The sequence below is a fragment of the uncultured Reyranella sp. genome, from assembly GCF_945957355.1.
Lineage (GTDB): Bacteria > Pseudomonadota > Alphaproteobacteria > Reyranellales > Reyranellaceae > Reyranella.
In genome coordinates, this window is record NZ_CAMFKM010000010.1 from 40,200 (window position 1) to 66,442 (window position 26,243).

General features: G+C 66.6%; 27 protein-coding genes. 9 read left to right on the plus strand and 18 right to left on the minus strand.

Annotated elements, in window-relative coordinates:
- Positions 1 to 10 precede the first annotated feature (10 nt).
- Positions 11 to 1,285, minus strand: a complete 1,275-nt coding sequence (gene lysA / locus Q0Q48_RS16970) for a diaminopimelate decarboxylase (RefSeq protein ID WP_295139967.1) — start codon at positions 1,283 to 1,285, stop codon at positions 11 to 13.
- Positions 1,282 to 2,724: an argininosuccinate lyase gene (gene argH, locus Q0Q48_RS16975; protein ID WP_295139969.1), complete on the minus strand. Its 1,443-nt coding sequence runs from the start codon at positions 2,722 to 2,724 to the stop codon at positions 1,282 to 1,284. Before argH ends, lysA begins: the two co-directional genes overlap by 4 nt.
- A gap of 35 nt (positions 2,725 to 2,759) precedes the next feature.
- Here argH and Q0Q48_RS16980 point away from each other — a divergent pair, with 35 nt between their 5' ends.
- The 4 genes from Q0Q48_RS16980 to nadC all read left to right on the plus strand — a co-directional run bounded on the left by Q0Q48_RS16980 (position 2,760) and on the right by nadC (position 6,293).
- Entirely contained in the window at positions 2,760 to 3,353 is a 594-nt protein-coding gene (locus Q0Q48_RS16980) for a TlpA disulfide reductase family protein (protein WP_295139971.1), read from the plus strand.
- A gap of 43 nt (positions 3,354 to 3,396) precedes the next feature.
- Positions 3,397 to 4,329 (plus strand): hypothetical protein, encoded by a 933-nt coding sequence (locus Q0Q48_RS16985; protein WP_295139972.1) that lies wholly within the window; start codon positions 3,397 to 3,399, stop codon positions 4,327 to 4,329.
- Between the two features lie 73 nt (positions 4,330 to 4,402).
- On the plus strand, positions 4,403 to 5,392 hold the full coding sequence (gene nadA / locus Q0Q48_RS16990; protein ID WP_295139973.1) for a quinolinate synthase NadA: 990 nt from the start codon (positions 4,403 to 4,405) through the stop codon (positions 5,390 to 5,392).
- Positions 5,393 to 5,399: 7 nt separating this feature from the next.
- Positions 5,400 to 6,293, plus strand: a complete 894-nt coding sequence (gene nadC, locus Q0Q48_RS16995; protein ID WP_295139975.1) for a carboxylating nicotinate-nucleotide diphosphorylase — start codon at positions 5,400 to 5,402, stop codon at positions 6,291 to 6,293.
- A 120-nt stretch (positions 6,294 to 6,413) separates the two neighbouring features.
- Here nadC and Q0Q48_RS17000 read toward each other — a convergent pair whose 3' ends face one another.
- From Q0Q48_RS17000 to Q0Q48_RS17055, 12 genes are all read right to left on the minus strand, one after another.
- Positions 6,414 to 6,875: a hypothetical protein gene (locus tag Q0Q48_RS17000; protein ID WP_295139977.1), complete on the minus strand. Its 462-nt coding sequence runs from the start codon at positions 6,873 to 6,875 to the stop codon at positions 6,414 to 6,416.
- A 28-nt stretch (positions 6,876 to 6,903) separates the two neighbouring features.
- Positions 6,904 to 8,004: an NADH:flavin oxidoreductase gene (locus Q0Q48_RS17005; RefSeq protein WP_295139979.1), complete on the minus strand. Its 1,101-nt coding sequence runs from the start codon at positions 8,002 to 8,004 to the stop codon at positions 6,904 to 6,906.
- Positions 8,001 to 9,485, minus strand: coding sequence for a M81 family metallopeptidase (locus Q0Q48_RS17010; RefSeq protein ID WP_295139980.1), 1,485 nt, complete (start codon positions 9,483 to 9,485; stop codon positions 8,001 to 8,003). The genes Q0Q48_RS17005 and Q0Q48_RS17010 overlap by 4 nt, the downstream gene beginning before the upstream one ends.
- Positions 9,486 to 9,501: 16 nt before the next feature.
- The gene (locus Q0Q48_RS17015) at positions 9,502 to 10,374 is read right to left on the minus strand and encodes a 3-hydroxybutyryl-CoA dehydrogenase (protein ID WP_295139982.1); all 873 of its coding nucleotides are present in this window, start codon (positions 10,372 to 10,374) and stop codon (positions 9,502 to 9,504) included.
- 21 nt (positions 10,375 to 10,395) lie between these two features.
- Positions 10,396 to 11,331, minus strand: coding sequence for an FAD-binding protein (locus Q0Q48_RS17020; protein WP_295139983.1), 936 nt, complete (start codon positions 11,329 to 11,331; stop codon positions 10,396 to 10,398).
- A gap of 2 nt (positions 11,332 to 11,333) precedes the next feature.
- Complete coding sequence (locus Q0Q48_RS17025) at positions 11,334 to 12,083, minus strand: electron transfer flavoprotein subunit beta/FixA family protein (protein ID WP_295139985.1); 750 nt, start codon at positions 12,081 to 12,083, stop codon at positions 11,334 to 11,336.
- Between the two features lie 155 nt (positions 12,084 to 12,238).
- A complete protein-coding gene (locus Q0Q48_RS17030; protein WP_295139986.1) occupies positions 12,239 to 12,835 on the minus strand; it encodes a cob(I)yrinic acid a,c-diamide adenosyltransferase in 597 nt (198 codons plus the stop codon).
- Between the two features lie 3 nt (positions 12,836 to 12,838).
- The gene (locus Q0Q48_RS17035) at positions 12,839 to 13,051 is read right to left on the minus strand and encodes a twin transmembrane helix small protein (RefSeq protein WP_295139987.1); all 213 of its coding nucleotides are present in this window, start codon (positions 13,049 to 13,051) and stop codon (positions 12,839 to 12,841) included.
- Positions 13,052 to 13,057: 6 nt separating this feature from the next.
- On the minus strand, positions 13,058 to 14,485 hold the full coding sequence (locus Q0Q48_RS17040) for an NAD(P)/FAD-dependent oxidoreductase (RefSeq protein ID WP_295139989.1): 1,428 nt from the start codon (positions 14,483 to 14,485) through the stop codon (positions 13,058 to 13,060).
- Positions 14,482 to 15,135, minus strand: coding sequence for an HAD-IA family hydrolase (locus tag Q0Q48_RS17045; RefSeq protein WP_295139991.1), 654 nt, complete (start codon positions 15,133 to 15,135; stop codon positions 14,482 to 14,484). Before Q0Q48_RS17045 ends, Q0Q48_RS17040 begins: the two co-directional genes overlap by 4 nt.
- Positions 15,136 to 15,147: 12 nt before the next feature.
- Positions 15,148 to 16,032 (minus strand): TauD/TfdA family dioxygenase, encoded by an 885-nt coding sequence (locus tag Q0Q48_RS17050; protein WP_295139993.1) that lies wholly within the window; start codon positions 16,030 to 16,032, stop codon positions 15,148 to 15,150.
- 9 nt (positions 16,033 to 16,041) lie between these two features.
- Positions 16,042 to 17,010 (minus strand): tripartite tricarboxylate transporter substrate binding protein, encoded by a 969-nt coding sequence (locus tag Q0Q48_RS17055; protein ID WP_295139995.1) that lies wholly within the window; start codon positions 17,008 to 17,010, stop codon positions 16,042 to 16,044.
- 100 nt (positions 17,011 to 17,110) lie between these two features.
- Between Q0Q48_RS17055 and Q0Q48_RS17060 the strand changes: the two genes are divergently transcribed.
- Positions 17,111 to 17,839 (plus strand): helix-turn-helix domain-containing protein, encoded by a 729-nt coding sequence (locus Q0Q48_RS17060; protein WP_295139997.1) that lies wholly within the window; start codon positions 17,111 to 17,113, stop codon positions 17,837 to 17,839.
- Positions 17,840 to 17,865: 26 nt separating this feature from the next.
- Positions 17,866 to 19,395, plus strand: coding sequence for an arylsulfatase (locus Q0Q48_RS17065; protein WP_295139998.1), 1,530 nt, complete (start codon positions 17,866 to 17,868; stop codon positions 19,393 to 19,395).
- 21 nt (positions 19,396 to 19,416) lie between these two features.
- Here Q0Q48_RS17065 and Q0Q48_RS17070 read toward each other — a convergent pair whose 3' ends face one another.
- The 3 genes from Q0Q48_RS17070 to ccrA all read right to left on the minus strand — a co-directional run bounded on the left by Q0Q48_RS17070 (position 19,417) and on the right by ccrA (position 22,950).
- Positions 19,417 to 19,863: a hypothetical protein gene (locus Q0Q48_RS17070; protein WP_295140000.1), complete on the minus strand. Its 447-nt coding sequence runs from the start codon at positions 19,861 to 19,863 to the stop codon at positions 19,417 to 19,419.
- A 14-nt stretch (positions 19,864 to 19,877) separates the two neighbouring features.
- Positions 19,878 to 21,518: an acyl-CoA dehydrogenase family protein gene (locus Q0Q48_RS17075; RefSeq protein ID WP_295140002.1), complete on the minus strand. Its 1,641-nt coding sequence runs from the start codon at positions 21,516 to 21,518 to the stop codon at positions 19,878 to 19,880.
- A gap of 142 nt (positions 21,519 to 21,660) precedes the next feature.
- The gene (gene ccrA, locus Q0Q48_RS17080) at positions 21,661 to 22,950 is read right to left on the minus strand and encodes a crotonyl-CoA carboxylase/reductase (protein WP_295140004.1); all 1,290 of its coding nucleotides are present in this window, start codon (positions 22,948 to 22,950) and stop codon (positions 21,661 to 21,663) included.
- A gap of 209 nt (positions 22,951 to 23,159) precedes the next feature.
- Here ccrA and Q0Q48_RS17085 point away from each other — a divergent pair, with 209 nt between their 5' ends.
- The 3 genes from Q0Q48_RS17085 (at position 23,160) to Q0Q48_RS17095 (ending at position 25,900) form a co-directional block, all read left to right on the plus strand.
- On the plus strand, positions 23,160 to 24,434 hold the full coding sequence (locus tag Q0Q48_RS17085) for an LLM class flavin-dependent oxidoreductase (RefSeq protein WP_295140006.1): 1,275 nt from the start codon (positions 23,160 to 23,162) through the stop codon (positions 24,432 to 24,434).
- 4 nt (positions 24,435 to 24,438) lie between these two features.
- On the plus strand, positions 24,439 to 25,218 hold the full coding sequence (locus tag Q0Q48_RS17090; RefSeq protein ID WP_295140008.1) for an alpha/beta fold hydrolase: 780 nt from the start codon (positions 24,439 to 24,441) through the stop codon (positions 25,216 to 25,218).
- Between the two features lie 82 nt (positions 25,219 to 25,300).
- The gene (locus Q0Q48_RS17095) at positions 25,301 to 25,900 is read left to right on the plus strand and encodes a hypothetical protein (protein ID WP_295140009.1); all 600 of its coding nucleotides are present in this window, start codon (positions 25,301 to 25,303) and stop codon (positions 25,898 to 25,900) included.
- Between the two features lie 61 nt (positions 25,901 to 25,961).
- Here Q0Q48_RS17095 and Q0Q48_RS17100 read toward each other — a convergent pair whose 3' ends face one another.
- Positions 25,962 to 26,243, minus strand: a complete 282-nt coding sequence (locus Q0Q48_RS17100) for a DUF427 domain-containing protein (protein ID WP_295140010.1) — start codon at positions 26,241 to 26,243, stop codon at positions 25,962 to 25,964.

A 26,243-nucleotide genomic window follows, 5' to 3' on the forward strand; every position in this document is an offset into this window, starting at 1 on the left:
CGTCCTTTCGTTAGGCCTTTTTCGGCTCCATCCAGGGCGGAAACCGCTCGGCGGAGATCATTTCCTCGACAGTGGGCCTCGGTCGCGTAACCGCAAACCGCGTGCCATCCACCATCACCTCGGGCGCCAGCGGACGGCTGTTGTAGCTGGAAGCCATGACCGCCCCATATGCACCCGCTGACCGTACCACCACCAAGTCGCCCGCCGCCAGCGGCGGCAGATCACGGTTCTGTGCCAGGAAGTCGCCGGATTCACAGATGGGACCGACAATGTCGCAACGGATCGTGGCGGCATCGCGGCGTGGCTCGCGGACCGGCTGGATTTCGTGCCAGGCCTCGTAGAGCGTGGGCCGGATGAGGTCGTTCATCGCCGCATCCACGATGACGAAAGTCTTGGCCGAACCGGGCTTCACGAGGATGACCTCGCCCACCAGCACGCCCGCCTCGCCGACCAGTCGGCGCCCCGGCTCGAAGGCGAGTTCGCAGCCGAGCCCCTCGGTTTCACGCGCCACGACCGCCATGAACTCCGCGATCGAGGGCGGCTTCTCGTCGGCATAGACGATCCCCAGCCCGCCGCCGATGTCGAACCGGTCGATGCTATGGCCGTCCTCGCGCAGCTGCCCGATCAGCTCGCGCACCCGCACGATGGCGTCGCGATAGGGCGCGAGCGAGGTGAGCTGCGAGCCGATGTGCATGGCTACGCCGACGACATTCAGGTTCGGCAGCCGGCCGGCCAGTGCGAAGGCCTCGCGGGCCAGGTCGATGTCGATGCCGAACTTGTTCTCCTTGCGGCCGGTCGTGATCTTGGCATGCGTCTTGGCATCGACGTCCGGGTTCACCCGAATGGTGATGTCGGCCTTGCGCCCCAGCTGGCCTGCCACGGCGTTCAGCGTTTCGAGTTCAGCCGAGCTCTCGACGTTGATCTGCCCGATGCCGGCTTCGAGCGCCGCCATCAACTCCGACGGCTTCTTGCCGACGCCGGAGTAGATGATGCGCCGGGCCGGGATACCGGCGGCCAGCGCCCGCTTCATCTCGCCCACGGAGACGATGTCGGCGCCAGCGCCCATCTCGCCGAACAGTCGGATGACGGCCAGGTTGCTGTTGGCCTTCATCGCGTAGGCGACGCTGGCGTTCATGCCCTTGATGCCGTCGGCAAACTCCTGCCACGCTGCGCGCAGGGCCCCGGCGGAATAGCAGTAGAACGGCGTGCCGACCTGGGCCGCTATGGTGGCGAGCGCGACGCCCTCGGCGTGCATCTCGCCATCCTTGTAGGCGAAGACGCTCATCGCCCGCGTCCCCCCACCTTGCCCAGGAAGCGACGCCGCGCTTCGGCGACGGCGCGCTCGACGTTTGCCGGCGCAGTACCGCCCAGGCTCTTGCGGGCATTGACCGATGCCTCGACAGTCAGCACGCGATAGACGCTGCGGTCGATCTTGGGCTCCACCGCCTGCATCTCCTCAAGCGACAGCTTGTCGAGGTCGATGCCCTTGTCGGCCGCGATGCCGACCAGGCGGCCGGTGACGTGATGGGCCTGGCGGAACGGCAGCCCGACCTTGCGCACCAGCCAGTCGGCGAGATCGGTCGCCACGGAATAGTCAGCCGAGGCCACGGCGCGCATCCGCTCCGGATTGGCCTTGAGGTCGCGGATCATGCCGGTCATCGCTGCGATCCCCAGTTCCATCGAATCGGCGGCGTCGAACAGCGGCTCCTTGTCCTCCTGCATGTCCTTGCCGTAGGTCAGCGGCAGACCCTTCAGGATGGTGCAGAGCGCCACGAAGGCGCCGACGATGCGGCCGACCTTGGCGCGGGTCAGCTCGGCGGCGTCGGGGTTGCGCTTCTGCGGCATGATCGAGCTGCCGGTCGTGAAGGCATCCGACAGGGCGATGAACCGGAACGGCGCGGAGCACCAGATCACGATCTCCTCGGAGAGACGCGACAGGTGCACGGCCGTCGTCGAGGCGGCGGCGATGAACTCGATCACGTAGTCGCGGTCGGAGACGGCGTCGAGCGAGTTGGCCATCGGACGGTCGAAGCCCAGCGCCTTCGCGGTCTTGCGCGGATCGATCGGATGCGGCGAGCCGGCCAGCGCCGCGGCGCCCAGCGGCGATTCGTTGAGGCGCGCGCGGCAGTCGGCGAAGCGGCTGCGGTCGCGGCCGAACATCTCGACATAGGCCATCAGATGGTGGCCGAAGGTGATGGGCTGGGCCGTCTGCAGATGGGTGAAGCCCGGCATGATGGTCGAGGAATATTCGTCGGCCCGGTCGATCAACGCGGCCTGCAGGTCCTGCAGCATCGCCTCGAACCTGTCGATCGTGTCGCGCACCCACAGCCGCACGTCGAGCGCGATCTGGTCGTTGCGCGAGCGGGCGGTGTGCAGCCGGCCGCCGGCCGGGCCGATGATGTCGGTCAGCCGCTGCTCGACGTTGAAATGGATGTCCTCGAGCTTGGTGGAGAACTTGAACTTGCCGCTCTCGATCTCGGCCTTGACCTGGGCGAGGCCGCGCTTGATGTCGCGTCCGTCCTTGGCCGTCAGGATTCCCTGGGCCACCAGCATGTCACAGTGCGCGACCGACCCGGCGATGTCCTGCGCGTAGAGCCGCCGGTCGAAACCGATGGAGGCGTTGATCTTCTCCATGATCTCTGCGGGCCCGAGCTTGTAGCGGCCGCCCCACATCGTATTGGAGCGACGATTGGCTGCTCGCGCAGTCGTGTTCTTCCGTGCCATGAATTCAGCCATATATCTCTTTAGGAACGCGGCTTATGGCACATCCTGTCCCCAATTTCCTACTTGGCCGGCGCTACATTCTTTGCGGCGCCCTGGCGGGCGTCGCGCTCCCCGCCCTGGCCACCCCGGTCCTGGCCGGCGTGAAGCCGGACATGGCCAGGGGCGCCATGGAGCGGTTCAAGCTCGCCGCGCAGCCGAAACCCCTGCCCGACCTCGAGATCCAGACCGCCGACGACAAGCCAATGAAGCTCGGCGACTTCAAGGGCAAGGTCGTCCTGCTGAACTTCTGGGCGACCTGGTGTGCGCCCTGCGTGAAGGAAATGCCGAGCCTCGACCGGCTGCAGGCGGCCTTCCCGAAGGACAAGTTCCTCATCGTGCCGCTGTCCATCGACGGCCCGACCAAGCCCAAGGTCGCGCCGTTCTACAAGGACCAGAAGCTCGCCAATCTCGGCATCTACTTCGACAAGGGGCGCAAGACCATGCAGGGTCTCGACGTCACCCTGCTGCCGACGTCGATCCTGGTCGATGCCAAGGGTCGCGAGCTCGGCCGCATCGAGGGCGATGCCGACTGGGACATGCCCGAATCGATCGCCCTGATGAAGGCGGCGATGGGCAAGGACAAAGGCTGACGGCCCGCCCGGTCGCGCCGGCTTCGTGCATAATGCGGCGGACATGACGCCGCCTGCCGCGCCTTCCGACGCCGTCGCGATCGAACTCAACGCCGTACTGGTCGCCCTGACGGCGAACCAGCCGCTGGTGCTGACCCTGGAGGACGGCACGCTCCTGCCGTCGGGACCCTTCGCGACCGAACATCCCACGCTGCAGAGCGGCGTGCGCGCCTGGGTCGAACGCCAGACCAACCATCCCCTGGGCTATGTCGAGCAGCTCTACACCTTCGCCGATCGCGACCGGCCGGCCTCGGACGGGCGCCGGCGCGTCGTGTCGATCAGCTATCTCGGCCTCACCCGCGAGCGGCTGTCGGCCGGCGCACGCGATCCCGAATGGCGAAGCTGGTACCGCTATTTTCCGTGGGAGGACTGGCGGGCGGGCCCCTCGCCGCTGATCGCCGGGACTATCCTGCCAAGGCTCGCGCCGTGGGTGGACGCCGGGGCCGATGCAGGGAACCGGCGCGAGCGGCAGCAGCGTGTCGAGGTGAGCTTCGGCGATGGCCGCGAGACCTGGAACGAGGATCTGGTCCTGCAGCGCTACGAGCTGCTCTACGAGGCGGGCCTGGTCCCCGAGGCGAAGCATCCGGCGACGGATCCCGTACCGGGCATGCCGATGCGGCACGATCACCGCCGGATCCTCGCCACCGGCATCGCCCGCCTGCGGGCCAAGATCAAATACCGGCCGGTCTTCTTCGAGTTGATGCCGCCCGAGTTCACGCTGCTGCAGCTCCAGCGCGCGGTCGAAGCGCTGGCCGGCCGGCCCATGCACAAGCAGAACTTCCGCCGCCTGATCGACGCGCAGGGGCTGGTCGAGCCCACGGGCGCGTCCACCGCCGAGGCGCGCGGCCGTCCGGCCAAGCTGTTCCGCTTCCGCCGCGAGGTTGTGCTCGAGCGCGCCGTGCTGGGCAGCAAGCTCCCCCTCTCCCGCCCGATCTGAAGTCTTGACGGAATTAATGCTCATTCCTAGTATAAATAATTAATACTCACACTGAGCATTAAATAGGTGTCCGATGTCGCTGTCCGCTTCGCCCGACCTGATGGTCCGCACGGCCCCGCTCTACGATCGCGTGAAGAGTGTCATTCCCTCGATCGAATGGCCGGCCTTCGCCGAGGATATCGATGCCATCCTGGCGCTGAAGCGCGAGCGCGATGCCGTGATCCTGGCGCACAACTACCAGACGCCCGAGATCTTCCACTGCGTGGCCGACATCGTGGGCGACAGCCTGGCCCTGGCGCGCGAGGCCATGAAGGTCGATGCGGGCGTCATCGTCCTCGCCGGCGTCCACTTCATGGCCGAGACCGCCAAGCTTCTGAACCCGGCCAAGCGCGTGCTGATCCCCGATCCCGGCGCCGGCTGCTCGCTCGCCGCCTCGATCACCGCCGCCGACGTGCGGCTGCTGCGCCAGCGCTATCCCGGCGTGCCCGTCGTCACCTACGTGAACACGTCCGCCGCCGTGAAGGCCGAGAGCGATGTCTGCTGCACCTCCGGCAATGCGAAGAAGATCGTCGAGAGCCTCGGCGTCCCGAAGGTCATCATGCTCCCCGACGAGTACCTGGCGCAGAACATCGCCGCCGAAACCGGGGTCGAGATCGTCACCTGGGCCGGCCACTGCGAGGTGCATGAACGCTTCACGGCCCAGGACATCCGCCAGCTTCGCGCCGGCCATCCCGGAATCGTGGTGCTCGCCCATCCAGAATGCCCGCCCGAGGTGGTGGGCGAATCGGATTTCACGGGCTCGACGGCGGCGATGATCGACTATGTCGATGCGAAGCGACCGGCGCGGGTCGTGCTCGTGACCGAATGCTCCATGAGCGACAACGTCGCCGTGCAACATCCCGAAGTCGAGTTCATCCGGCCCTGCAACCTCTGCCCGCACATGAAGCAGATCACCCTGCCGAAGATCCGCCGGGCACTGGAGACGATGCGGCACGAGGTGACGATCGATCCCGCGGTGGCCGCGGCGGCGCGCCGGGCCGTCGAACGCATGCTGGAAATCTGAGGACCCGATGACGATCCCCTCGCTCCCCCTCCTCATGATCGAACCGGTGGTCCGCGCCGCCCTGCTCGAGGATCTCGGCCGTGCCGGCGATCTCACGACCGACGCGATCGTGCCGCCGACGGCCCGGGCAAGAACCGCCTTGGTCGCGCGCCAGCCGGGCGTCGTGGCCGGGCTTGCCGCGGCGGCAACGGCCTTCCGGCTGGTCGACCCGGAGATCGAGGTCGCGGTCGAACGGCCGGACGGCACACCGCTCGCGCCCGGCGATCGCATCGCGACCATTGCCGGCCCGGCGCGCGGCATGCTGACCGCCGAGCGGGTGGCGCTGAACTTCCTCGGGCATCTCAGCGGCGTGGCGAGCGGCGCCGCCACACTGGTCGAGGCCGTGCGCGGCCACAAGGCGCGCATCTGCTGCACGCGCAAGACCATGCCGGGACTGCGCGCCCTGCAGAAATACGCCGTGCGCGTGGGCGGCGGCATGAACCACCGCTTCGGCCTCGACGATGGCGTGCTCATCAAGGACAACCACGTCGCCGTGGCCGGCGGCATCCGGCCGGCGATCCTCGCGGCCCGCCGCGGCGTCGGTCATCTCGTGAAGATCGAAGTCGAGGTCGATACGCTGGATCAGCTCGAGGAAGCGTTGGCGACCGGTGTCGATGCCGTGCTGCTCGACAACATGACGCCCCATCAGCTCGCCACCGCGGTCCGCATGATCGACGGACGCGCCATCGCCGAGGCCTCCGGCCGCATCACGCCTCAGACCGCGCCGGCCATCGCGGCCAGCGGCGTCGATCTCATCTCGGCCGGCTGGCTCACGCACAGCGCCAGCGTCCTCGACATCGGCCTCGACTGGGAAAGCGCGGATTACTCTCCTCCCCATTCAGATGGGGAGGTGTCGGCGTAATCGCCGATGGAGGGGTCAGCGACGACCGTTCGTTCTTCGACGCTCTCGAACACTGCAAGCTTAGCGGCTTGTAACCAAGCCGCAGCCTGTCGCTAAACGGGCCGAGCTCCGCTCAGCCCATCAATTGCTGACTTCGCAGTGCTTGCCCATTTCCTTGCAGACCCGCAGCACCGCCTGCACCACCATTGACGCGGTCGAGCCTTCGTTTGGACCGGCATGGCCCGCGATCATGAGCTGCGAGACGTCGTCGTTAAACGGCACGACGTTCAACGTCGCGGTGCGATCGCCCTCGGCGATCTGGATGCGGCGGGCGCCGGGATCCTGCATCAGGATGCGGACGGACGGATTCTTCCGCGCGAGGTCGAGCGCGGTCGAGAAGATCTTGTCGGCATGGGCATCGAGCAGGACCGTCGCGAAATCGTAACCGGCGCGGCCATCCGGCTGACCGCCTTCGGTCATCTGGTGGATGCGGCCCAGCGCCTTGCGGGCAACGAACACCCATTGCGCCTCCGCCGGCGCGAAGGGCAGTGCGAGGCTCGCAAGCATCGCGGTCGCGACAAGGGGCTTGAAGAACGATGGCATATGACTTCTCCCTGATTCGCGCACGACCTTAAGCGAGCGTCGCCAACGAGGAAGCCGAGAAGGGCGCGAGCTCGCCGAAGCGGCCTTCGCGCACCTTGGCCGCCCATTGCGGATCGGCCAGCAGGGCGCGGCCGACCGCCACGAGATCGAACTCCTCGCGCTCCAGCCGGGCCTCCAGTTCGCCGAGATCGCCGATCTCCGAATCCTCGCGCGTCCGGAAGGTCTGCACGAAATCCGCACCCTTGAGGCCGACCGAGCCCACGGTGATCGTGGGCTTGCCGGTGAGCTTCTTCGTCCAGCCCGCGAGGTTGAGCGTCGAGCCCTCGAACTCCGGTTCCCAGAAGCGGCGCGTAGAGCAGTGATAGATATCGGTGCCGGCGGCAGTGAGCGGCTCCAGGAAGCGCGCCAACTCGTCGGGCGTCGGCGCCAGCCGCGCCGTGAAGTCCTGCTGCTTCCACTGCGAGAAGCGGAAGATGATCGGATAGTCGGCGCCGACCCGCGCCCGGATCGCCTTCACGATCTCGGCCGCGAAGCGCGTGCGTTGCACGAAGTCGCCGCCCCAGGCGTCGTCGCGCTTGTTCGCGCCCTCCCAGAAGAACTGGTCGATCAGGTACCCGTGCGCGCCGTGGATCTCGACGGCATCGAAACCGATCTCCTGCGCCGCACCGGCGGCGCGCGCAAAAGCGTCGATCGTGTCGGCGATGTCGGCATCGCTCATCGGTGGGCCGACCTGCTTGCCGGAAGCCGAGAGACCGGAAGGGCCATCGGACGGCGCCTCGGGATGCTGGCCGGTGCCGGTCTTGCGCATCATGCCCTGGTGCCAGATCTGCGGCGCGATCTTGCCGCCCGCGGCGTGCACCTCCTCGACCACGCGGCGCCAGCCGGCGAGAGCCGCCGGCGAATGGAAGTCCGGCACGTTGGTGTCGTTGGAGGCGGCGGGCCGGTCGACCGTGGTGCCTTCGGTAACGATCAGGCCCACACCGCCTTCGGCACGGCGGCGATAATAGGCCGCGACGTCGGCGCCGGGGATGCTGCCGGGACTCTTGGAGCGCGTCATCGGCGCCATGACGAGGCGATTGGGCAGCGACAGCGACTTGGTCGCGAAGGGGCGGAACAGCGGGCTGGTCATGCGGGTCTCGCTTGCGGGAATTCGACGTCGCCGTAGGGGTAGAAGTTCTTCAGGTCGACGTTGCGATAGGGCAATCCGTCGAGCCGCACGGTACCGAGGAAGGGCTCGACCGGCTCGACCAGCAGAATGGTCCGAGCGAAGCCGCTATCGTCGAAGCCGCGGCGGAAGTGCACGCGCGACTTGATGGCGATCGCCTTGAACTGCGCGAGGTCGAAGGCGGGGCCCGCGAGTTCCGACGGCTCGACGATCTGCGTGAGGTAGCGGCTGATCAGCACGACATTGTTGCGGCCGAAAGCGACGCTCACCCAGAGCCTGCCGTGCGCCTCATGCGCCCCCACCACCGTGCCGGTAACGCGCACCGGCTGGCCTGCGGATTCATCGGCGAGGCCGCCGATCTCGCGGTCGAACGGATCGCCGACCTTCACGCCTTCGCCCTTCAGCGCGTCGATGACCTTGGCGTCGGCAATCGTGGCGATCAGCACGTCCGACAGATCCTGCGCGATCACTTCCTTCAGGATCCAGGTCGCATAGCCCGAGCGGTCGCTATGATCGGCCAGCACGACCGGAGTCTCGCCACGGGCCATGGCTTTCTTCGCCAGCCGGACGCCCTCGGGAATCGGATAGACCCTGGCGGTGTTGAGCAGGTCCTTCCGGCGGCGCCAGGCCCAGGACGCCATGTCGTCGGCGACCTTCTTCGCCAGCGCCGCATTGCCGTTCGTCATGACCTGGAAGGTGAGCCCGACATCCGGCACGTCGGCAAAGGGAAATCCGAAGAACACGTTCACGTAGACATCGGGTTCGCGGGCTTCCCAGACGAGGGCGCGCTGCACCAGGTCCATCCACGGCGAGGCGCCGGTCCATTGCAGCACGGTCGGGGTGATGATCGGCACCTTCACCGTCACCGTGGCGGGCACGTAGTCGCCGCGGATCGCGCGCACCAGCATGCGCGCCGCGCGCTGGCCCTGGAGGTGGCTATCGTAGTGCGGGAAATATTTGACCGTGAACGCCATGTCGGCCTGGGCCAGGAACTCGGCATCCTCGTTGCCGTGCGGATCGAAGGTGCCGACGATGAAAGCCCTGCGCCCGACCGCCTCGCGGACGCGGCGCGCGATGTCGGCCTCGGGGCGCGCAACGCCGCGCACGCCCATCGCCCCGTGCAGGCTGAGATAGACGCCGTCGAACGGCCCCTGCTCCTTCAGGCCCGCGATCATGCGGCCGAGGAAGGTCTCGTAGGCTTCTTCGGTGATCCAGCCGGAGCCGGTGCCGGTCTTCGGCCAGAGCGGCGATTCGATGCCGACCAGTTCGACACCGTCATACTCGCGCGCCACCTTCACGAACCCGCCCATGTAGGACCTTGGATCGTGCGCCAGCAGCGCCTCGCCGCTGGCCGGCGAGCCCGGATAGGTGAAATCGGCGAGCGTGGTGTCGTTCGGGAGGAACGTCACCGTCTCATGGGCAAAATGCAGGACGGCGATACGCATCGCGCCGCCCGCCCCGTCAGCGCGTCGGGACCGGGCGCTCGCCGGAATAGTCGTAGAAGCCGCGCTTGACCTTGCGGCCGATCCAGCCCGCCTCGACATACTTCACGAGCAGCGGGCACGGCCGGTACTTCGAATCGGCCAGACCTTCGTGCAGGACCTGCATCACCGACAGACAGGTATCCAGGCCGATGAAGTCGGCCAGCTCGAGCGGGCCCATCGGATGGTTGGCGCCCAGCTTCATGCCGGTGTCGATCGCCTCGACATTGCCGACGCCCTCGTAGAGCGCATAGACCGCCTCGTTGATCATCGGCAGCAGGATGCGGTTCACGATGAAGGCCGGGAAATCCTCGGCATTGACCGGCTTCTTGTCGAGCTTGACCACGACCTCGCGCACGGTGCGGAAGGTCTCCTCCTCCGTGGCGATGCCGCGGATCAGTTCGACCAGGCCCATCAGCGGAACCGGGTTCATGAAGTGCATGCCCATGAACTTGCCGGGTCGGTCGGTGACGGCGGCGAGCCTCGTCACCGAGATCGACGAGGTGTTGGTGGCGAGCAGGACGTTGGCCGGCAGGCCCTCGCAGACCTTCTTGAAGATCTCGCGCTTCACCGCTTCGTTCTCGGTCGCCGCCTCGACGATCAGGTCGCAGTCGGCGAAGGCCTTGTAGTCGGTGCCGGTCGAGATACGTCCCAGCGCCGAATCCTTGTCCTCCGGACGGATCATGCCGCGGCCGATCTGCCGGTCCATGTTGCGTCCGATCGCGTCGATACCCTTGTCGAGATGCGCCTGGTCGACATCCGCGAGCCGGATGTCGAAGCCCTTCAACGCGCAGACATGGGCGATGCCGCTGCCCATCTGGCCGGCACCGATGACTCCGATGCGCTTGATCATGATGGGTACCCTCGGGTTACTTTACTTTTTCTCGATCGCGGCGGTGAGCTCGGGAACGAGCTGGAAGAGATCGCCCACGAGGCCGTAGTCGGCCACCTGGAAGATCGGCGCTTCCTCGTCCTTGTTGATCGCCACGATCGTCTTGCTGTCCTTCATGCCGGCGAGATGCTGGATCGCGCCGGAGATGCCGATGGCGATGTAGAGGTCGGGCGCGACCACCTTGCCGGTCTGACCGACCTGGTAATCGTTCGGCACGTAGCCCGCATCGACCGCGGCGCGGCTGGCGCCGAGACCGGCGCCGAGCTTGTCGGCCAGCGTCTCGAGCATCTTGAAGTTCTCGCCGCTCTGCAGGCCGCGACCGCCGCTGACGACGATCTTGGCGCTGGTCAGTTCGGGGCGCTCGCTCTTGGAGAGCTCGGCGCCGACATAGGAGGACAGGCCCTTGGCACCCTCGCCGCCGATCTTCTCGATCGCCGCCGAACCGCCGCCGGCCGCGGCCTTGAAATTGGTCGGGCGCACCGTGACGATCTTGATCTTGTCAGCTGTCTGGACGGTGGCCATCGCGTTGCCGGCGTAGATCGGCCGGACGAACGTGTCGGGCGACACGACCTGGATCGCCTCGGAGACCTGCGCGACGTCGAGCAGGGCGGCGACGCGCGGCGCGATGTTCTTGCCGACCGAATCGGCCGCCATCACGACGTGGCTGTAGTTCGGGGCGAGCTTCACGATCAGAGGCGCGATGTCCTCGGCCAGCCAGTTGGCATAGGCCGCATCGTCGGCCTGAAGCACCTTGGTGACGCCGGCGATCGAAGCGGCCGACTTGGCCGCATCGTCGCAATTGTTGCCGGCCACGAGGACCGTGACGTCCGGATCCATCTGGCTCGCCGCGGCGACGGCGTTGGCGACGTTGGCCCGGACAGCTTTGCCGTCATGCGCGGCGACGACGAGAACGCCCATGATCAGATCACTCCCGCTTCGTTCTTCAGCTTGTCGACGAGTTCGGCGACGGTCTTCACCTTGATGCCGGCCTTGCGCTTGGGCGGCTCCTCGACCTTCAGCGTCTTGAGGCGCGGCGCGACGTCGACACCCAGCGCGTCCGGCGCCAGCGTCTCGATCGGCTTCTTCTTCGCCTTCATGATGTTCGGCAGCGAGGCGTAGCGCGGCTCGTTCAGGCGCAGGTCGGTGGTGATCACCGCCGGCATCTTGATCTTGATGTTCTCGAGGCCGCCGTCGACCTCGCGCTTCACCTCGACCGAGCCGTCGGCGACGTTCAGCTTGTTGGCGAAGGTGCCCTGCGACCAGCCCAGCAACGCAGCCAGCATCTGGCCGGTCTGGTTGGAGTCGTCGTCGATCGCCTGCTTGCCGACGATCACCAGGCCGGGCTGCTCCTTGTCGACCACCGCCTTCAGCAGCTTGGCGACGGCCAGCGGCTGCAGTTCGGCGTCGGTCTGGACCAGCACGCCGCGGTCGGCGCCCATGGCGAGGGCCGTGCGGATCGTCTCCTGGCACTGGGCCGGGCCGGCGGAGAAGGCGATGACTTCGGTCGCGGCGCCCTTCTCTTTCATGCGGATCGCCTCTTCCACGGCGATCTCATCGAAGGGATTCATGGACATCTTGACGTTAGCCGTCTCGACACCCGTGTTGTCGGCCTTGACGCGGATCTTGACGTTGTAGTCGATGACCCGCTTGACCGCGACCAGCACTTTCATCGCGTTGCGCCTATCGGTGAGTTGCGGCCGGACTGACCCGTCCGGCGAAGGGGTTTTCGTGTAGGGGTGTTCAGCCGATCATGTCAAGGCTATGGCGCACCGCACAAAACCGCAGGGTGGAAGATTTTTCCCCTATCTTTCAACAGCTTGGCCGGTTAGCGGGCGCCGCCCGGCACCCACAGCACATCTGCCGCGCCATTGTCGTTGAGCCTGCGGGCCAGCACGAAGAGGTGGTCGGACAGGCGATTGATGTACTTGATCGCCTCCGGGTTGATCTCCTGCTCGGCCGCGAGACGCGTCATGCAGCGCTCGGCGCGCCGCGCCACGGTTCTCCCCAGGTGCAACCAGGAGGCCGCCTCGCTGCCGCCCGGCAGGATGAAGGACTTGAGCGGCTGCAACTCGGAGTTCATCGCATCGATCTCGTGCTCGAGGCGCTCGACCTGCGACGCCACGATGCGCAGCGCCGGCTCGTCGCGCTTCGTCTTGCCCTCGGGCGTGCAGAGATCGGCGCCGAGATCGAACAGGTCGTTCTGGATCCGGGCCAGCATCGCATCGGCTTCGGCGAGGCGCGGATCGCCGGTCCCGGCGCGCGCGAGGGCGCTGCGCGCCAGGCCGATCGCCGAGTTCGCTTCGTCCGTCGTGCCATAGGCCTCGACGCGGACATCATGCTTCGCCACACGCTCGCCGCGACCGAGCGACGTCTGCCCGGCATCGCCGCCGCGCGTGTAGATGCGGTTGAGAGTGACGGCCATCGGCTAGCTCCTGCTCGCGAAATACCAAAGGAGGATCAGCACGACGGTGAGGAGCTGCAGGCGTACGCGCCACCACATCATGCGGTTGCTGCGGCGACTGCCCTCTATATTGCCGTCCTGGTTTCGACTCATGTTGATCAGGCCGGCGAACAGCGTCCCGAGCGTGGCGAAGGCAGAGACCAGCACGAGCACGAAAAGAACATTGGCGAGGGTCATGAGCTTTTATCCCGCATTGTGCCGGCCCGCGCCAGTACGGGCGCCGGCCCAGGGCCGCGCGGCGCGCGAGGCTGCCGTGCCGGTGGCCAGCCGAAAGATGGTCTCGGCGGTCTGCTCGGCCGACCACAGCGCCGCATGGACCGTGCCGTACTCCACCGGTTCGGTCGCCTCGCCGGCGAAGAACACGCGGTTTCCCAGTGGTCGCGCATGTTCGGTGCAGTCGTCGGGATCGCTGCCGACGCCGGGATAGGAATAGCCGCCGCGCGACCAGGGATCGCTCAGCCAGCGCGGGAAGACCATCGCCTCGGGCTCGGGAATGTCCTCGCCGAACATCGCGCGCAGGGATCGCATGGCGACGGCCGTCACCTCCGCATCGCTCGCCCGGTGGTCGAGATGGATGGCGGTGTGGCCATTGCAGAAGCTGAGCAGGATCGGCAGCCCGGTCTCCTGCTCGTGACTGACCCAGGTGTTGAAGCCGCCGCGCTGCACCGGCGAGTCGGGAAGGCGCCCGAACCATTTCGGCGACTCCGGCCAGAAGCGTCGCGGAAAGCGCAGGTAGATCTTGCCGAGCACGCCCGCGCCATAGCCGATGCGGCCGATGGCCCTGCGCTGAAGTTCCGGCGGTGCGGGATCGAGAGCCGGCAGCCCGGCCCGCAGCAGCCCGACCGGCACGGCAATGATCGCGCGATCCGCCTCGATGCGCTCGCCGCCTTGCAGGATCGCGGTCACGCCGCCACCCGTCCAGACGACCCGTTCGACCGCGACTCCCTGGCGAATGTCGAGCCCGTGCGCGACGTCGCCGACCAGGGACCGGTAGCCGCCCTTCGGCTGGGCGTTGCGTTCGAGGCCTTCGGTCGGGAACCACTCCTCTGCCGCCACCGCCTCCCAGGGCGCACTCTGCACCCCTTCGCTCATCTCGACGAAGGTGGCGACCACTAGCCGGTCGATCTCCGGCAACCATGACGCGGTCAGCAACGGCTCGATGGCTTCGCGCACGGAAATAGAGCGCGGACCGCGAATCCGGGTGAACGCCTTGCTCTTCCAGCCCGCCCATTCGATGGCGGCCTTGAAGGCCATCCGGCCCATCACCGCGCGGCGGCGCTGGCCCTCGCGCGTCGGCGACGTGGCGCGCTTGTCGATCAACAGCCGCTCGCCCTGCGACTCGATCAGGTCGATGCCCAGCTTCTCGCACCAGAGGGTGAGCGGATTGCCCTCGACCCCATGCACCCAGGAGCCGCCGAGATCGACCGGCGCACCGACGCGATCATCGGTCCAGGTTCGACCACCGATGCGGTCGCGCGCCTCCAGCACGCTGACGGTAAAGCCCGAATCGTGCAGCAGCCTTGCAGCCACGAGCCCTGCCATGCCGGCGCCGACAACGATGACGCGCTCGCCGCCGCCGGCTCCCATCGACCATGGCCCGGTACGGCTCACCGTCCCGCCCATGCCAGCATCGGCAGCGACGACATCGAGTCGAAGGTGCGACCGCCCGCTGCTTGCAATGCCGCGGAGTCGCTGTACGTCGCCCCGACATAGGCCAGCGCCCGCATCCCCGCGGCCCGGGCGGCCTGGACGCCGGGCAGGGAATCCTCGACCACGGCGCAGTCGAAGGGCTGCTCGTTCATTTGAATGGCTGCGTGAAGGAAGAGGTCCGGGAACGGCTTTCCCCGCGGCACCTGGCTCGAACTGAAGATGCGGCCTTCGAAGCGCGCCCACAGGCCGGTGAGGCCAAGCGTGACCCGCATCTTGTCGAGCCCACCCGAGCTCGCGACGCAGGTCGCGATGCCCGCCGCCTCGATCGCATCGATGGCCTCGACGACGCCCGGCACGGCTCTCAGCGGCGCATCGTGAAAGGCCTGCATTGTGTCGGCCTGGAGGCGGTCGACGAAATCGACCGGCAGGGCCCGGCCAAGTTCCCCCTCGACGATCTCCACGCAGGACTTCATCGAGCGGCCCATCAGCCGGCGCATCGTCTCCTCGACGGTCCAGTCGAGGCCCTCGCGCTGGAGCGCGCGGGAAAAGCAGGTGTTGGCGAGGGGCTCGCTGTCGACCAGAACCCCGTCGCAATCGAATATGACCAGCACCCGCCAGAGATATCAGTAAGGCTTGTCGCCTGCCACCGTGACCCTGTTGCCGCTGCGGGTGTGCGGCCAGTAGTCCCACATCGCGCGATGCTGGACGCAGCGATTGTCCCAGAAGGCGATGGAATTCTCCTGCCAGCGGAAGCGGCACTGGAAGAGCGGGTTCTCCATGTGCTCGTACAGGTACCGCAGGATCGCGTCGCTCTCGTCGCGCGGCAGGCCGACCAGCGAGCGGGTGAAGCCGCGGTTGACGTAGAGCGCCTTCTTGCCCGTCACCGGATGGGTTCGCACCACCGGGTGGATGGCCCGTGGATACTCTGGCTTGTCGACCACGTTGTAGTTCTTGTAGAGGCCGCGATAGACCGACTCGCCGTCATGGACCGCGGTCAGCCCGTCGAGATAGGTCTTCATCCGGTCCGACAGCGCCTCGTAGGCGGCGTACATGCTGGCGAACAGCGTGTCGCCGCCCTTGGGCGGGCACTTCTTGATGTACAGGATGCTGCCCATCGGCGGCTCGAGGTCGCAGCTGACATCGGTGTGCCAGCCCTCGCCGTTGGCGCGCGGCGAATCCTTGTCGGCGTGGATGATCATGAGCTCGGGCTTGCCCGGTTCGCTCGGCGCCGCGGGATGGGTGTGCAGCTCGCCGAACAGGCGGCCGAAGGCCAGGTGCTGATCCTGGCTGATATGCTGGTCGCGGAAGAAGATGACCAGGTTCTCGGCCAGCGCTCGGTGGATCTCGTCCTGTTGCCGGTTCGACAGCGGCTGGCTGAGGTCGATCCCGCTGATTTCCGCACCGAGGATCGGCGTCAGCTTGTCGAGGGTGATGGTCTCGTACGGAGCGCTTTCGTCGGCATTGTGCCGATAGCGCGGGCCCGCATTGGCGTTCAGCGATCCTGTCATGGGTCTCTCCTACTCCACCTTGATGTTGGCTCGACGGATGATCTGTCCCCAGCGTTCCTTCTCGGCGCTGGCGAAGGCTCCGAACTCGGCCGGACGCATGAGCTTCGGCGTGCCGCCCAGCGCCGCCAGTCGCTCGATGACCTCGGGCATCGCCGACACGGTGTAGAGGTCCGCGTTGATCCGGTTCACGATCTCCGCCGGCGTTCCCTTCGGTGCATAGAAACCTGTCCAGGTCGTCAGCAGGACCTCGGGAAGGCCCGCTTCCGCCGCCGTCGGCATCGCCGGCACGGCAGCGTAGCGTTCGCTGTCGGTGACGAAGAGACCCTTCAGCGCGCCGCGGTCCATCGCGATCTTGGCGTTGACCGTGTCGATCATCATGAAGGTGAGCAGGCCGCTCTGCACGTCGGGGATGGCCTGCGGATTGCTCTTGTAGCCGACATAGACCGCGTCGACGCCCGCCGCCATTTTGTAGAGTTCGGAGGCGACGCGCGCCGGCAAGGCGCCAGCACCGTAATTGTGCCTGCCGGGCTCGGCCTTCAGCTTTGCCGTCAGTTCAGCTGCCGTGTTGATCGGGCTGTTCCGGTCAACCAGCAGCACGAAGGGCGAGGTGCCCATGCGCGAGATCGGCGCGAAGTCGGCGATCGGATCGTAGGGAAGCTTGTCGTAGATCGCGGGGTTGACGACCTGTGTCATGGCCGAGGTGGCGAAGAGGGTCAGGCCGTCCGGCTTGGCGCGTGCGACCGATTCGGCCGCCGGAATGCCGTTGCCCCCACCCTTGTTGTCGATCACCACGGGCTGGCCCCACAACGCCGAGAGGCGCTCGGCATAGACGCGCGCACTGATGTCGGTTGCCGCACCGGCCGGAAACGGCACGACCATCGTCACCCGCCCCGAGGGAAATTTCTGCGCCCGCGCGATCGCCGGCGCTGCAAAGGCCGCCGCGCCCAGCCCCATCCCGAACTGCCGTCTGCCGATCATGTTTCCTCGTCGTTTCTTTGTTGCGCCAAAGTTAACGCCCCGCGAGCGGTTCCGCCTCGCCCAAGTCGACAGAGTCCGTATTACGGAATAGCCTCGCACCATGGCCATCGAGCCCGTTCGCCGCAGTTTCGCGATCCTCGAGGCGCTGAGCCAGCGCCCGCATGCAACGATCGCCGTACTGGCGGGCGAGACGAGTTTGCCCCGCCCTACGGTCGTGCGTCTGCTCGGCACATTGGTCGAACTGGGATACGTGACCCAGGTCTCGCGATCGCTGGGGTATCGCCTCACCAACCGCGTGCTCGCGCTCGCACAGGGCATCCGCTTCATCGATCATCTGGTCGACATCGCCGCGCCGCATATGCAGCACTTCACGCAGGACCACGGCTGGCCGCTCTATCTCGGCTCGATCAGCCACCGCGCCATCACGATCCGCTATTCCACCGCAGCCGAGAGTCCGCTGTCCTTCGAGCGGACCGCCCTGCAGCGCCGCAGCCCGCTCCTCTCGGGCGCGCTCGGGCGCGCCTGGCTCGCCTTCTCGACCGACGAAGAGCGCCGCGCGATCCTGCGCGACCTCGGCGTCCGCTACGATGCGAAACTGGCGACCGCCTTTGCGCGGATTCGCCGGGACGGCCATGCCTTCTCGGTCGTGACGCGCACCGCCCGGCTGCAGGGCATTGCCGTCGCCATTCACCGGAACGAACGCGTCCTGGGATGCATCTCGATGCGCTTCACCCGCTCCGCGATGACGGAGGCCGCGGCCGGCGAGCGCTATGGCGCGCCGCTCACGGCGCTCGCACGGGCCATCGCCTTCGACGTGGCAAACGAGTAGCTTGCGGGCAATTCAACGGAGGAAACATGCCGGCATTCGACGCCATCGCAACTCAGACCGTGCGCAAGGCAAACCATCTCGAACCCGCTTTCGTGCACAGGGAAGACGTCGAAGCCGCAGCGCGAAAACTCGCCGCCCGAAAGAAGAAGCCCAACATCCTCATCTACCTGATGGATGATGTCGGCTGGGGGGACCTCGGCTGCTACGGCGGCGGCGTGGCCGTGGGCGCACCGACGCCCAACTTCGACAGGATCGCGCGCGGCGGCCTGCAGCTCACCTCGTGCTATTCCGAGCCTTCCTGTTCGCCCTCACGCGCGACGCTCCACACCGGGCGCGTGCCCAATCGCCATGGACTGCATCGTCCGCCGATGTACGGCGAACCCGGCGGCCTGCAGGGCGAGATCACCCTGCCGATGCTGCTGGGCCAGGCCGGCTACACGACGCAGGCGGTCGGCAAGTGGCATCTCGGCGAGAACGTGGAGAGCCAGCCGCAGCATGTCGGCTACGACGATTTCTACGGCTTCCTTTCCGTTTCGGACATGTACACGGAATGGCGCGACCCGCATTTCTTCCCGGAGATCGTCTATTCGGACGCGCGCACCGAGTGGATCAAGAACATGCCCTTCAACCGCTGCTTCGTGCACGCGACCAAGGGCAGGGAACTGACCAATGTCGAGGAAGTGACGATCCCCGTCCTCTCCGAACTCGACGAGAAGTGGTGCAAGTATTCCGAGGCGTTCATCGAGAAGCAGGCGAAGTCGGACAAGCCGTGGCTGCTCTATCACTGCACGCGCGGCGCCCACTTCGACAACTATCCGGGCGAGAAGTTCCTCGGCAAGTCGCCGGCGAAGCATCCCTACAAGGACACGCTGCTCGAACTGGACGAGATCATGGGCCGCCTCGTCGAGGCGCTGCGCAGGTCGGGTCAGCTCGAGGACACGCTGATCTTCATCTCGTCCGACAACGGCCCGCACATGGAGACCTGGCCGGACGCCGCCTTCACGCCGTTCCGCTGCGCCAAGGGCTCGACCTGGGAAGGCGGCGTGCGCGTCCCCGGGCTGATGTACTGGCCGGGCGCGATCGAGGCCGGCCGCCAGAGCGACGGGCTGTTCGACTTCAACGACATCCTGCCGACCGCACTCGGCCTCGCCGGTGCCTCCGACCTGCTTCCATCCGACCGCTACATCGACGGCGTCGACCAGAGTTCGTTCCTGCTGGCGCCCGACGGTCTCTCCAACCGCAAGTATCACTACTATTGGCTCAGCCAGACCTTCTCGGGCATGCGCTGCGGCGAATACAAGATGGTGCTCTCGGCCACGAGCGACAATGCGACGGACGCCTTCGGCACCGGCGGCTTCACCGGCGTGCTGGAACGCTACACCTATCCGAAGCTGTTCAACCTCTATCTCGACCCGAAGGAACAGCACAACTACCTGACGCGCAAGCTGGCCTATATCGAGGCCTTCCAGCTCGGCATGCGCAACCACCTGGGCACGTTCAAGAAGTACCCCGCCAAGAAGATCATGGGCATCAAGGTCGCCGACAAGCGCGACTGACGGCCGACGAGGCCCTGAAGTTCAGAGATTGGCGGCGTCGATCACCCGGCAGAGGGCACCGCGAACATAGTTCGAGTCCGCAGTCTGGCCGGGCTGGATCATGAACACGGCATCGACTCGGGTGCCGCTGCCGGATTTCCGGGCCGTGACACGCAGGGTCTGCGGGCGGCCGGAGCCGCTCGTCTCCTGCACGGTCGTCAGCGCGCCCGCCTCGGCATCGACGCCGATATTGCTGAAACCTTCCGCCATCATGGCCGCACGCAGGTTTTTCAGCGCCGTTGGCTGCGGCAGGTTGGGGAACTCGCGCCAGGTGCGGAAGTTCATCGCCGTAACGCGAGCCGTTCCTTCGACCACGAAGTTCTGCTGGCAAACGCTCTGCACCATGCCTTGCGCCCATGCAGGAGGGAGTCCCATCACGGCGACAACAGCGACAACAGCGACAACACCGGCGGCAACGAACGACTTCATGATCTCTCCCGAAGCTAGTTGCGTCCCTCGATCAGGCCGCGGCAGACCACCTGGGCCTGAATCTCGGCCGCGCCCTCGAAGATGTTGAGGATGCGGGCGTCGCAGAGGACACGGCTGACGGGATACTCCATCGCATAGCCGTTGCCGCCGTGGATCTGCAGCGCATTGTCGGCATTGCTCCAGGCGACGCGCGCGGCCAGCAGCTTGGCCATGCCCGCCTCGATGTCGCAGCGCCGGTCGGAATCCTTCTCGCGCGCCGCGAAGTAGGTGAGCTGGCGGGCGATCATGGTTTCCACCGCCATCCAGGCGATCTTCCCGGCGACGCGCGGGAACGAATAGAGCGGCTTGGCGAACTGGATGCGGTCCTTCGCATAGCGCAGGCCGAGTTCGAGCGCGTTCTGGGCCACGCCGACGGCGCGGGCCGCGGTCTGGATGCGGGCGCTCTCGAAGGTCGCCATGAGCTGCTTGAAGCCCTGCCCTTCCTTCTCGCCCAGCAGGTTGGCAGCCGGCACCTCGAACCCGTCGAAGCCGATCTCGTATTCCTTCATGCCGCGATAGCCGAGCACCCTGATCTCCCCGCCGCTCATGCCCTTGGCCGGGAACGGCTCGGCGTCGGTACCGCGCGGCTTCTCGGCGAGGAACATCGACAGGCCCTGATATCCGGGCTTGGAGGCATCGCTGCGCGCCAGCACGGTCATGATGTCGGCACGCGCCGCGTGGGTGATCCAGGTCTTGTTGCCATTGATCTTGTACGTGTCGCCCTCGAGCACGGCGCGCGTGCGCAGGCTCGCCAGATCCGAACCGGTATTGGGCTCGGTGAAGACCGCCGTCGGTAGCAGCTCGCCCGACGCGATTCGCGACAGGTACTTCTGCTTCTGCGCTTCGGTGCCGCCGGAGCGGATCAGCTCGGCCGCGATCTCCGAGCGCGTGCCCAGCGAGCCCACCCCGATATAACCGCGCGACAGTTCCTCGGTGACGACGCACATGGCGAGCTTGCCCATGCCGAGACCGCCCCACTCCTCGGGGACGGTGAGGCCGAAGACGCCGAGATCGGCCATCTGCTGCACCACCGGCAGCGGGATCAGCTCGTCACGCAGGTGCCAGCCATGCGCATGCGGCGCCACCTCGGTGTCGACGAACCGGCGGAACTGGCGGCGCACTTCTTCCAGCGCCTCGTCGTCGAGACCCAGCGCCCCGAAGCCGCCAGTGTCGAGACCATCCGAAATGAGTTCGGCGATGCGGCCGCGCACCGCCGGCGTGTTGCCGGCGATCAGCTTCGCCACGGCCGGCGTGTCGAGCCCCGAACCGTCGAGCCCGAAGTCGCCCGGCCGCACGATCTCGACCTGGCTGATGGCGATGCCGCCCTTGAGCTGCGCGAGATACTCGCCGTAGGCCGACTGCAGGATGAGGCTCTCGAGTTCGCCGCCCGCGCCGGCTTCGGCCCAGCGCCGCATCTGGCGCAGTGCCGCCACGTAGGTCGCGATCCAGGCAAAGCCATGCGCGGCGAACTGCTCGCGCTCCAGCAGCTTCGGATCGACCTTGCCCTGCGGCGCTACGAGCTTGCGAACCGCTTCGCGGGCAGCGGTCTCATGGCGTTCGGCGGCACCCTCGGCTTCGGCGCACAGGGAAAGAAGGTCTGGGAGGATCAGGGACATGGCGGACTCGACATCATCTCCTCCCCCGTCACACGGGGGAGGTGCCCTGGAGGGGCGGAGGGGGAATGCAACAAGCCGGACTGGGGTTTTCCCCCTCCGGCCTTCGGCCACCTCCCCCGTGTGACGGGGGAGGCAAGAGGCCTCAGTCGTCCAGCGCGTCCTCGAGGGTGCGCAAGCCGGGGCGCTTGGCAGAGACCAGCACGGCCATGTTTCCGGGCTTGTGCTGGTTCTTCCACATCTTGGTGTGGGCCTTGGGAATGTCGGCCCATTCGAAGACTTCGCTCATGCACGGGTCGATGCGGCGCTCGATCACCAGCTGGTTGGCCTGGCTGGCCTGCAGCAGGTTGGCGAAGTGGCTGCCCTGGATGCGCTTCTGGCGCATCCAGACGAAACGCGCGTCCATCGTCAGGTTGTAGCCCGTAGTGCCGGCGCAGAAGACCACCATGCCGCCACGCTTCACGATGAAGCAGGAAACCGGGAAGGTCTGCTCGCCGGGGTGCTCGAACACGAAGTCGACGTCGTTGCCCTTGCCGGTGTGCTCCCAGATCGCGGCGCCGAACTTGCGGCACTTCTTCATGTACTCGGCATAGCCTGCCTGGTCGTCGACGTCGGGCAGCTGGCCCCAGCAGTCGAAGTCGTTGCGGTTGATGACGCCGCGCGCGCCGAGCGACATCACGAAGTCCGTCTTCGACGGATCGGAGATCACGCCGATCGCATTGGCGCCGGCCGTGGCGATGAGCTGGATCGCCATCGAGCCGAGGCCGCCCGCGGCGCCCCAAACCAGCACGTTGTGGCCGGGGCGCAGGATGTGCGGGCGATGGCCGAACAGCATGCGATAGGCGGTGGCGAGCGTCAGCGTGTAGGATGCGCTCTCCTCCCAGGTGAGATGCTGCGGGCGCTTCATGAGCTGGCGCGCCTGCACCTTGCAGAACTGCGCGAACGAGCCGTCCGGCGTCTCGTAGCCCCAGATGCGCTGGCTGGTGGAGAACATCGGATCGCCGCCGTTGCACTCCTCGTCGTCGCCATCGTCCTGGTTACAGTGGATGACGACCTCGTCACCAACCTTCCAGCGCTTCACCTTGGCGCCGACCGCCCAGACGATGCCCGAGGCGTCGGAGCCGGCGATATGGAACGGCTGCTTGTGGACGTCGAACGGCGAGATCGGCAGGCCGAGACCCGCCCACACACCATTGTAGTTCACGCCGGCGGCCATCACGAGGACCAGCACCTCGTCCTCGCCGATCGTGTGGGTCGGCACGACCTCGAGCTGCATGGACTGTTCCGGCGGGCCGTGGCGGTCGCGCCGGATCACCCAGGCATACATGTTCTTCGGCACATGCCCGAGCGGCGGAATCTCCCCGACTTCATAGAGATCCTTCTTCGGCTGGTTGGCCGTGGGATGGGGGCGAGCCGCGAAAGCGACGACGGACATGGCAAATCCTCCTGCGTTGCAGCGAAACTATTGCTGCATTCGCGAGAGTGCAACGCACAAATACTATTCGGAACGGTTGGCACGGGGGAAAAACAATAAAATTACCCACTCCCTGCGGAAATTCCGCATTGCCGGCAACCCGAAGTCGCGGCACTTTTGGGAGGTAAACGGTCGTTTACCAAGCAGCTCGAGTTTAGGGAGAGCGCACCATGAAACTCATGTGGTTCCACCTGATGCCCTATACGGAGCTTCCGGAGGACTTCAACCGGAAGCACCCCTCGGTCTGGGTCGACATCCACTCCTCGTTGTTCGATCCCCGCCGCGCGCATCACATGTACAACGACTTCATGGACGAGCTCGAATACGCCGCCGAGCTCGGTTACGACGCAATCTGCGTCAACGAACACCATTCCAACGGCTACGGGCTGATGCCCTCGCCCAACCTGATCGCCTCGTCGCTGGCGCGCCGCACCACCGACACCGCGCTCTGCGTCATGGGCAATTCGCTCGCCCTCTACAATCCGCCGACCCGCGTCGCCGAAGAGTTCGCGATGATCGACTGCATCTCGGGCGGCCGGCTGATCGCGGGTTTCCCGGTCGGCTCGCCGATGGATACCTGCTACGCCTATGGCCAGAACCCGAGCCTGCTGCGCGAGCGCTACCTCGAAGCACATGACCTCGTGAAACGGGCCTGGACCGAGAAGGACACGTTCGCTTTCAACGGCCGCTACAACCAGCAGCGCTACGTCAACATTTGGCCGCGCCCCATCCAGAACGAGCCGCATCCGCCGATCTGGATCCCGGGCGGTGGCTCGGTCGAGACGTGGCGCTGGTGCGCCGAGATGGACTACGTCTACTGCTATCTCTCTTACTACGGCTACAAGGCCGGCCTCGCGACGATGCAGGGCTTCTGGAACGAGATGGAGAAGCTCGGCAAGGACCGCAATCCCTACCGCGCGGGCTTCCTGCAGTTCGTCGGCGTGGCCGAGAGTCGCCAGCAGGCGCTCGACCTCTATACGGAGCCCGCGGAGTATTTCTACGGCCGCTGCCTGCACGTCGATGCCCGCTTCGCGACCCCGCCCGGCTACACGACCGAGGCCACGCAGCGCGCCGGCATCCAGAGCATGGTGAGCAAGGCGGCCAACACCGCGAGGTATTCGAGCAAGCTCAGCATGAAGGCCACCAACATGAAGGACATCGTCGACGGCGGCTACGTCATCGTCGGCTCGCCCGACGAGGTGGTGGAGCAGATCCGCCACGTGGCCACCAGCCTCAATGTCGGCCATCTCATGCTGTTGCTGCAGTACGGCAACATGAGCAAGGACACGACCAAGTACAACACGCGCCTGTTTGCCGAGAAGGTGATGCCCAGGGTCAAGGACCTGTTCGGCGACTGGGAGGACAAGTGGTGGCCCAAGCCGATGGCCATGGGCCAGCGCGCCGCCGTTCCGGCCTTCCGCCCGCAGACCGTCGCCGCGGAGTAGTCGCGTGTCCCAGCCCGCTACGACGACCGTTGAGGTCAACGGCCATCCCTGCCGCATCTGGACCAAGGGCAAGGGCCCGAAGCTGGGCTTTCTCGCGGGTCTCGGCGGCCTGCCACGCTGGCTGCCCTTCCTCGACAGACTCGCCGAAAGCCGGACGGTGATCGTCCCCTCCCTGCCCGGCTATCCCGGTGCCACCGGTCACACCGAGCTCGACACGCACCTCGACTGGGTGCTGGCCGTGCGCCAGATCGTCGACAAGGCGGGACTTGCCGGCGCCGATCTCGTGGGAGCCTCGGTCGGCGGCGCCTTTGCCGCGGAAATGGCGGCGATCTTCCCCGGCCATGTCGGCAAGCTCGCCCTGATCTCCCCGTTCGGCCTGTTCGACGACCGGGAGCCGGCAGCCGACCCCTGGGCGCAGCGCAAGGACGTGCTGCCGGGCCTCCTGTGCGCCGACCCGGCCAACTGGACCGGGCTGGTCGCCGCGCCGGAGGGTGCGAATTCCGTGGAATGGCCAATCGAGATGACCCGGGCGTCCGAGGCAGCCGCGCGGGCCTTCTGGCCGCTCGGCAACACCCGGCTGGAAAAGCGACTGGGGCTGATTTCGGCGCCGACCCTGATCCTCTGGGGCGACCGCGATTCGATCCTCCCGCCGAGCTATGCCGGCAAATTCGCCAAAGGCATCAAGGGCGCGACCCGGGTCGAAACCGTGGCCGATGCCGGCCATCTGGCCTATCTCGACCAGCCCGACGCCGTCGCGCGGGCGATATTGGCCCACTTTGGCTGAGAGTCTCACGCCCTTGGTGGTTGCTTCGCCGGTTCGGATCGCTATTGTCCGGCGCGTTAGGGGTTTTGCGAGGTAAACGGCAATGACGATCCGTTCGATGAAGATGACCGCAGGCGCTTCCCTGTTCGCGGCGGTTCTGGCGATCGGCGCGAGCCTGCCCGAGCGGCAGGCATCGGCCCAGGTGAGGCCTGTGCCGCGCGAAGGCGTGGCCTTCAACGACGTGGTCAACCAGCGGGTCAAGATCGAGTCGGCCGATACCGAGAGCCGGACCGTGGCCTTCACCCTGCCGAACGGCCAGCTGCTGATCCTCCCGGTGGCCGACAGCGTCAAGAACCTCGATGCAATCGATGACGGGTCGATGGCCAACGTCACCTATTCCGAAGTGGTGACGATGCTGAACCTGCGCCAGAAGGGCCCGGGCTCCCAGCTCGCCCGCAAGGACCAGATGGGCCAGACCGCGAACCAGACCGACGTCGAGGCCGGCCGTTTCACCCTGACGGTCGTCGGCGTCGACCTCGGCAAGAACTTGGTTTCGGTGATCGACGGGCGCGGCGGCCCGGTCCGTACCTATACGGCCAACTCGATCGCCAAGCAGGACATGCTGAAGAAGATCAAGGTCGGCGACGTCGTGATCGGTATGACGACTCCGCTGATGATCACCGCGATCTCGCCGGCACGCTGAAGCGCTGCCGCTGAACGTCGAACGGCCGGCATTCGCCGGCCGTTTTCTTTTGGGCGGAGGGTCAGCTGACGCCGACGTCTTCCCAGAAGCCGATCCAGTGATCGACCGGCTTCATTTTCTCCTGCGGCGCTTCATAGGACCAGGCGGCCCGCGGACTGCGCGCCGCCCCGTCCACGGCGTCGTAGAACTGGACGCCGTGCGGACACTTCAGGTCGCCCTCGGTCTTCGGTGCAATTTCGAGCAGGTCCATCCGCACCGAATCGCGAGGAAAGTAGCGATAGCCGTCGATCTCGAGCGTGCGGTCGCTCTCGGCGATCACCTTGCCCTGCCACACTGCCTTCAT

What these genes read in the sequence shown, in the direction of transcription:
- Q0Q48_RS17060 (WP_295139997.1), top strand. Translation starts at nt 17,111, where the DNA reads ATGGCCATCGAGCCCGTTCGCCGCAGTTTCGCGATCCTCGAGGCGCTG.
- Q0Q48_RS17000 (WP_295139977.1), bottom strand. Translation starts at nt 6,875, where the DNA reads ATGCCATCGTTCTTCAAGCCCCTTGTCGCGACCGCGATGCTTGCGAGC.
- Q0Q48_RS17035 (WP_295139987.1), bottom strand. Translation starts at nt 13,051, where the DNA reads ATGACCCTCGCCAATGTTCTTTTCGTGCTCGTGCTGGTCTCTGCCTTC.
- Q0Q48_RS17005 (WP_295139979.1), bottom strand. Translation starts at nt 8,004, where the DNA reads ATGACCAGCCCGCTGTTCCGCCCCTTCGCGACCAAGTCGCTGTCGCTG.
- argH (WP_295139969.1), bottom strand. Translation starts at nt 2,724, where the DNA reads ATGGCACGGAAGAACACGACTGCGCGAGCAGCCAATCGTCGCTCCAAT.
- Q0Q48_RS17100 (WP_295140010.1), bottom strand. Translation starts at nt 26,243, where the DNA reads ATGAAGGCAGTGTGGCAGGGCAAGGTGATCGCCGAGAGCGACCGCACG.
- nadA (WP_295139973.1), top strand. Translation starts at nt 4,403, where the DNA reads ATGTCGCTGTCCGCTTCGCCCGACCTGATGGTCCGCACGGCCCCGCTC.
- Q0Q48_RS17095 (WP_295140009.1), top strand. Translation starts at nt 25,301, where the DNA reads ATGACGATCCGTTCGATGAAGATGACCGCAGGCGCTTCCCTGTTCGCG.
- Q0Q48_RS16985 (WP_295139972.1), top strand. Translation starts at nt 3,397, where the DNA reads ATGACGCCGCCTGCCGCGCCTTCCGACGCCGTCGCGATCGAACTCAAC.
- Q0Q48_RS17025 (WP_295139985.1), bottom strand. Translation starts at nt 12,083, where the DNA reads ATGAAAGTGCTGGTCGCGGTCAAGCGGGTCATCGACTACAACGTCAAG.
- Q0Q48_RS17030 (WP_295139986.1), bottom strand. Translation starts at nt 12,835, where the DNA reads ATGGCCGTCACTCTCAACCGCATCTACACGCGCGGCGGCGATGCCGGG.
- Q0Q48_RS17055 (WP_295139995.1), bottom strand. Translation starts at nt 17,010, where the DNA reads ATGATCGGCAGACGGCAGTTCGGGATGGGGCTGGGCGCGGCGGCCTTT.
- nadC (WP_295139975.1), top strand. Translation starts at nt 5,400, where the DNA reads ATGACGATCCCCTCGCTCCCCCTCCTCATGATCGAACCGGTGGTCCGC.
- Q0Q48_RS17050 (WP_295139993.1), bottom strand. Translation starts at nt 16,032, where the DNA reads ATGACAGGATCGCTGAACGCCAATGCGGGCCCGCGCTATCGGCACAAT.
- Q0Q48_RS17015 (WP_295139982.1), bottom strand. Translation starts at nt 10,374, where the DNA reads ATGATCAAGCGCATCGGAGTCATCGGTGCCGGCCAGATGGGCAGCGGC.
- ccrA (WP_295140004.1), bottom strand. Translation starts at nt 22,950, where the DNA reads ATGTCCGTCGTCGCTTTCGCGGCTCGCCCCCATCCCACGGCCAACCAG.
- Q0Q48_RS17020 (WP_295139983.1), bottom strand. Translation starts at nt 11,331, where the DNA reads ATGGGCGTTCTCGTCGTCGCCGCGCATGACGGCAAAGCTGTCCGGGCC.
- Q0Q48_RS17075 (WP_295140002.1), bottom strand. Translation starts at nt 21,518, where the DNA reads ATGTCCCTGATCCTCCCAGACCTTCTTTCCCTGTGCGCCGAAGCCGAG.
- Q0Q48_RS17070 (WP_295140000.1), bottom strand. Translation starts at nt 19,863, where the DNA reads ATGAAGTCGTTCGTTGCCGCCGGTGTTGTCGCTGTTGTCGCTGTTGTC.
- lysA (WP_295139967.1), bottom strand. Translation starts at nt 1,285, where the DNA reads ATGAGCGTCTTCGCCTACAAGGATGGCGAGATGCACGCCGAGGGCGTC.
- Q0Q48_RS16980 (WP_295139971.1), top strand. Translation starts at nt 2,760, where the DNA reads ATGGCACATCCTGTCCCCAATTTCCTACTTGGCCGGCGCTACATTCTT.
- Q0Q48_RS17085 (WP_295140006.1), top strand. Translation starts at nt 23,160, where the DNA reads ATGAAACTCATGTGGTTCCACCTGATGCCCTATACGGAGCTTCCGGAG.
- Q0Q48_RS17065 (WP_295139998.1), top strand. Translation starts at nt 17,866, where the DNA reads ATGCCGGCATTCGACGCCATCGCAACTCAGACCGTGCGCAAGGCAAAC.
- Q0Q48_RS17010 (WP_295139980.1), bottom strand. Translation starts at nt 9,485, where the DNA reads ATGCGTATCGCCGTCCTGCATTTTGCCCATGAGACGGTGACGTTCCTC.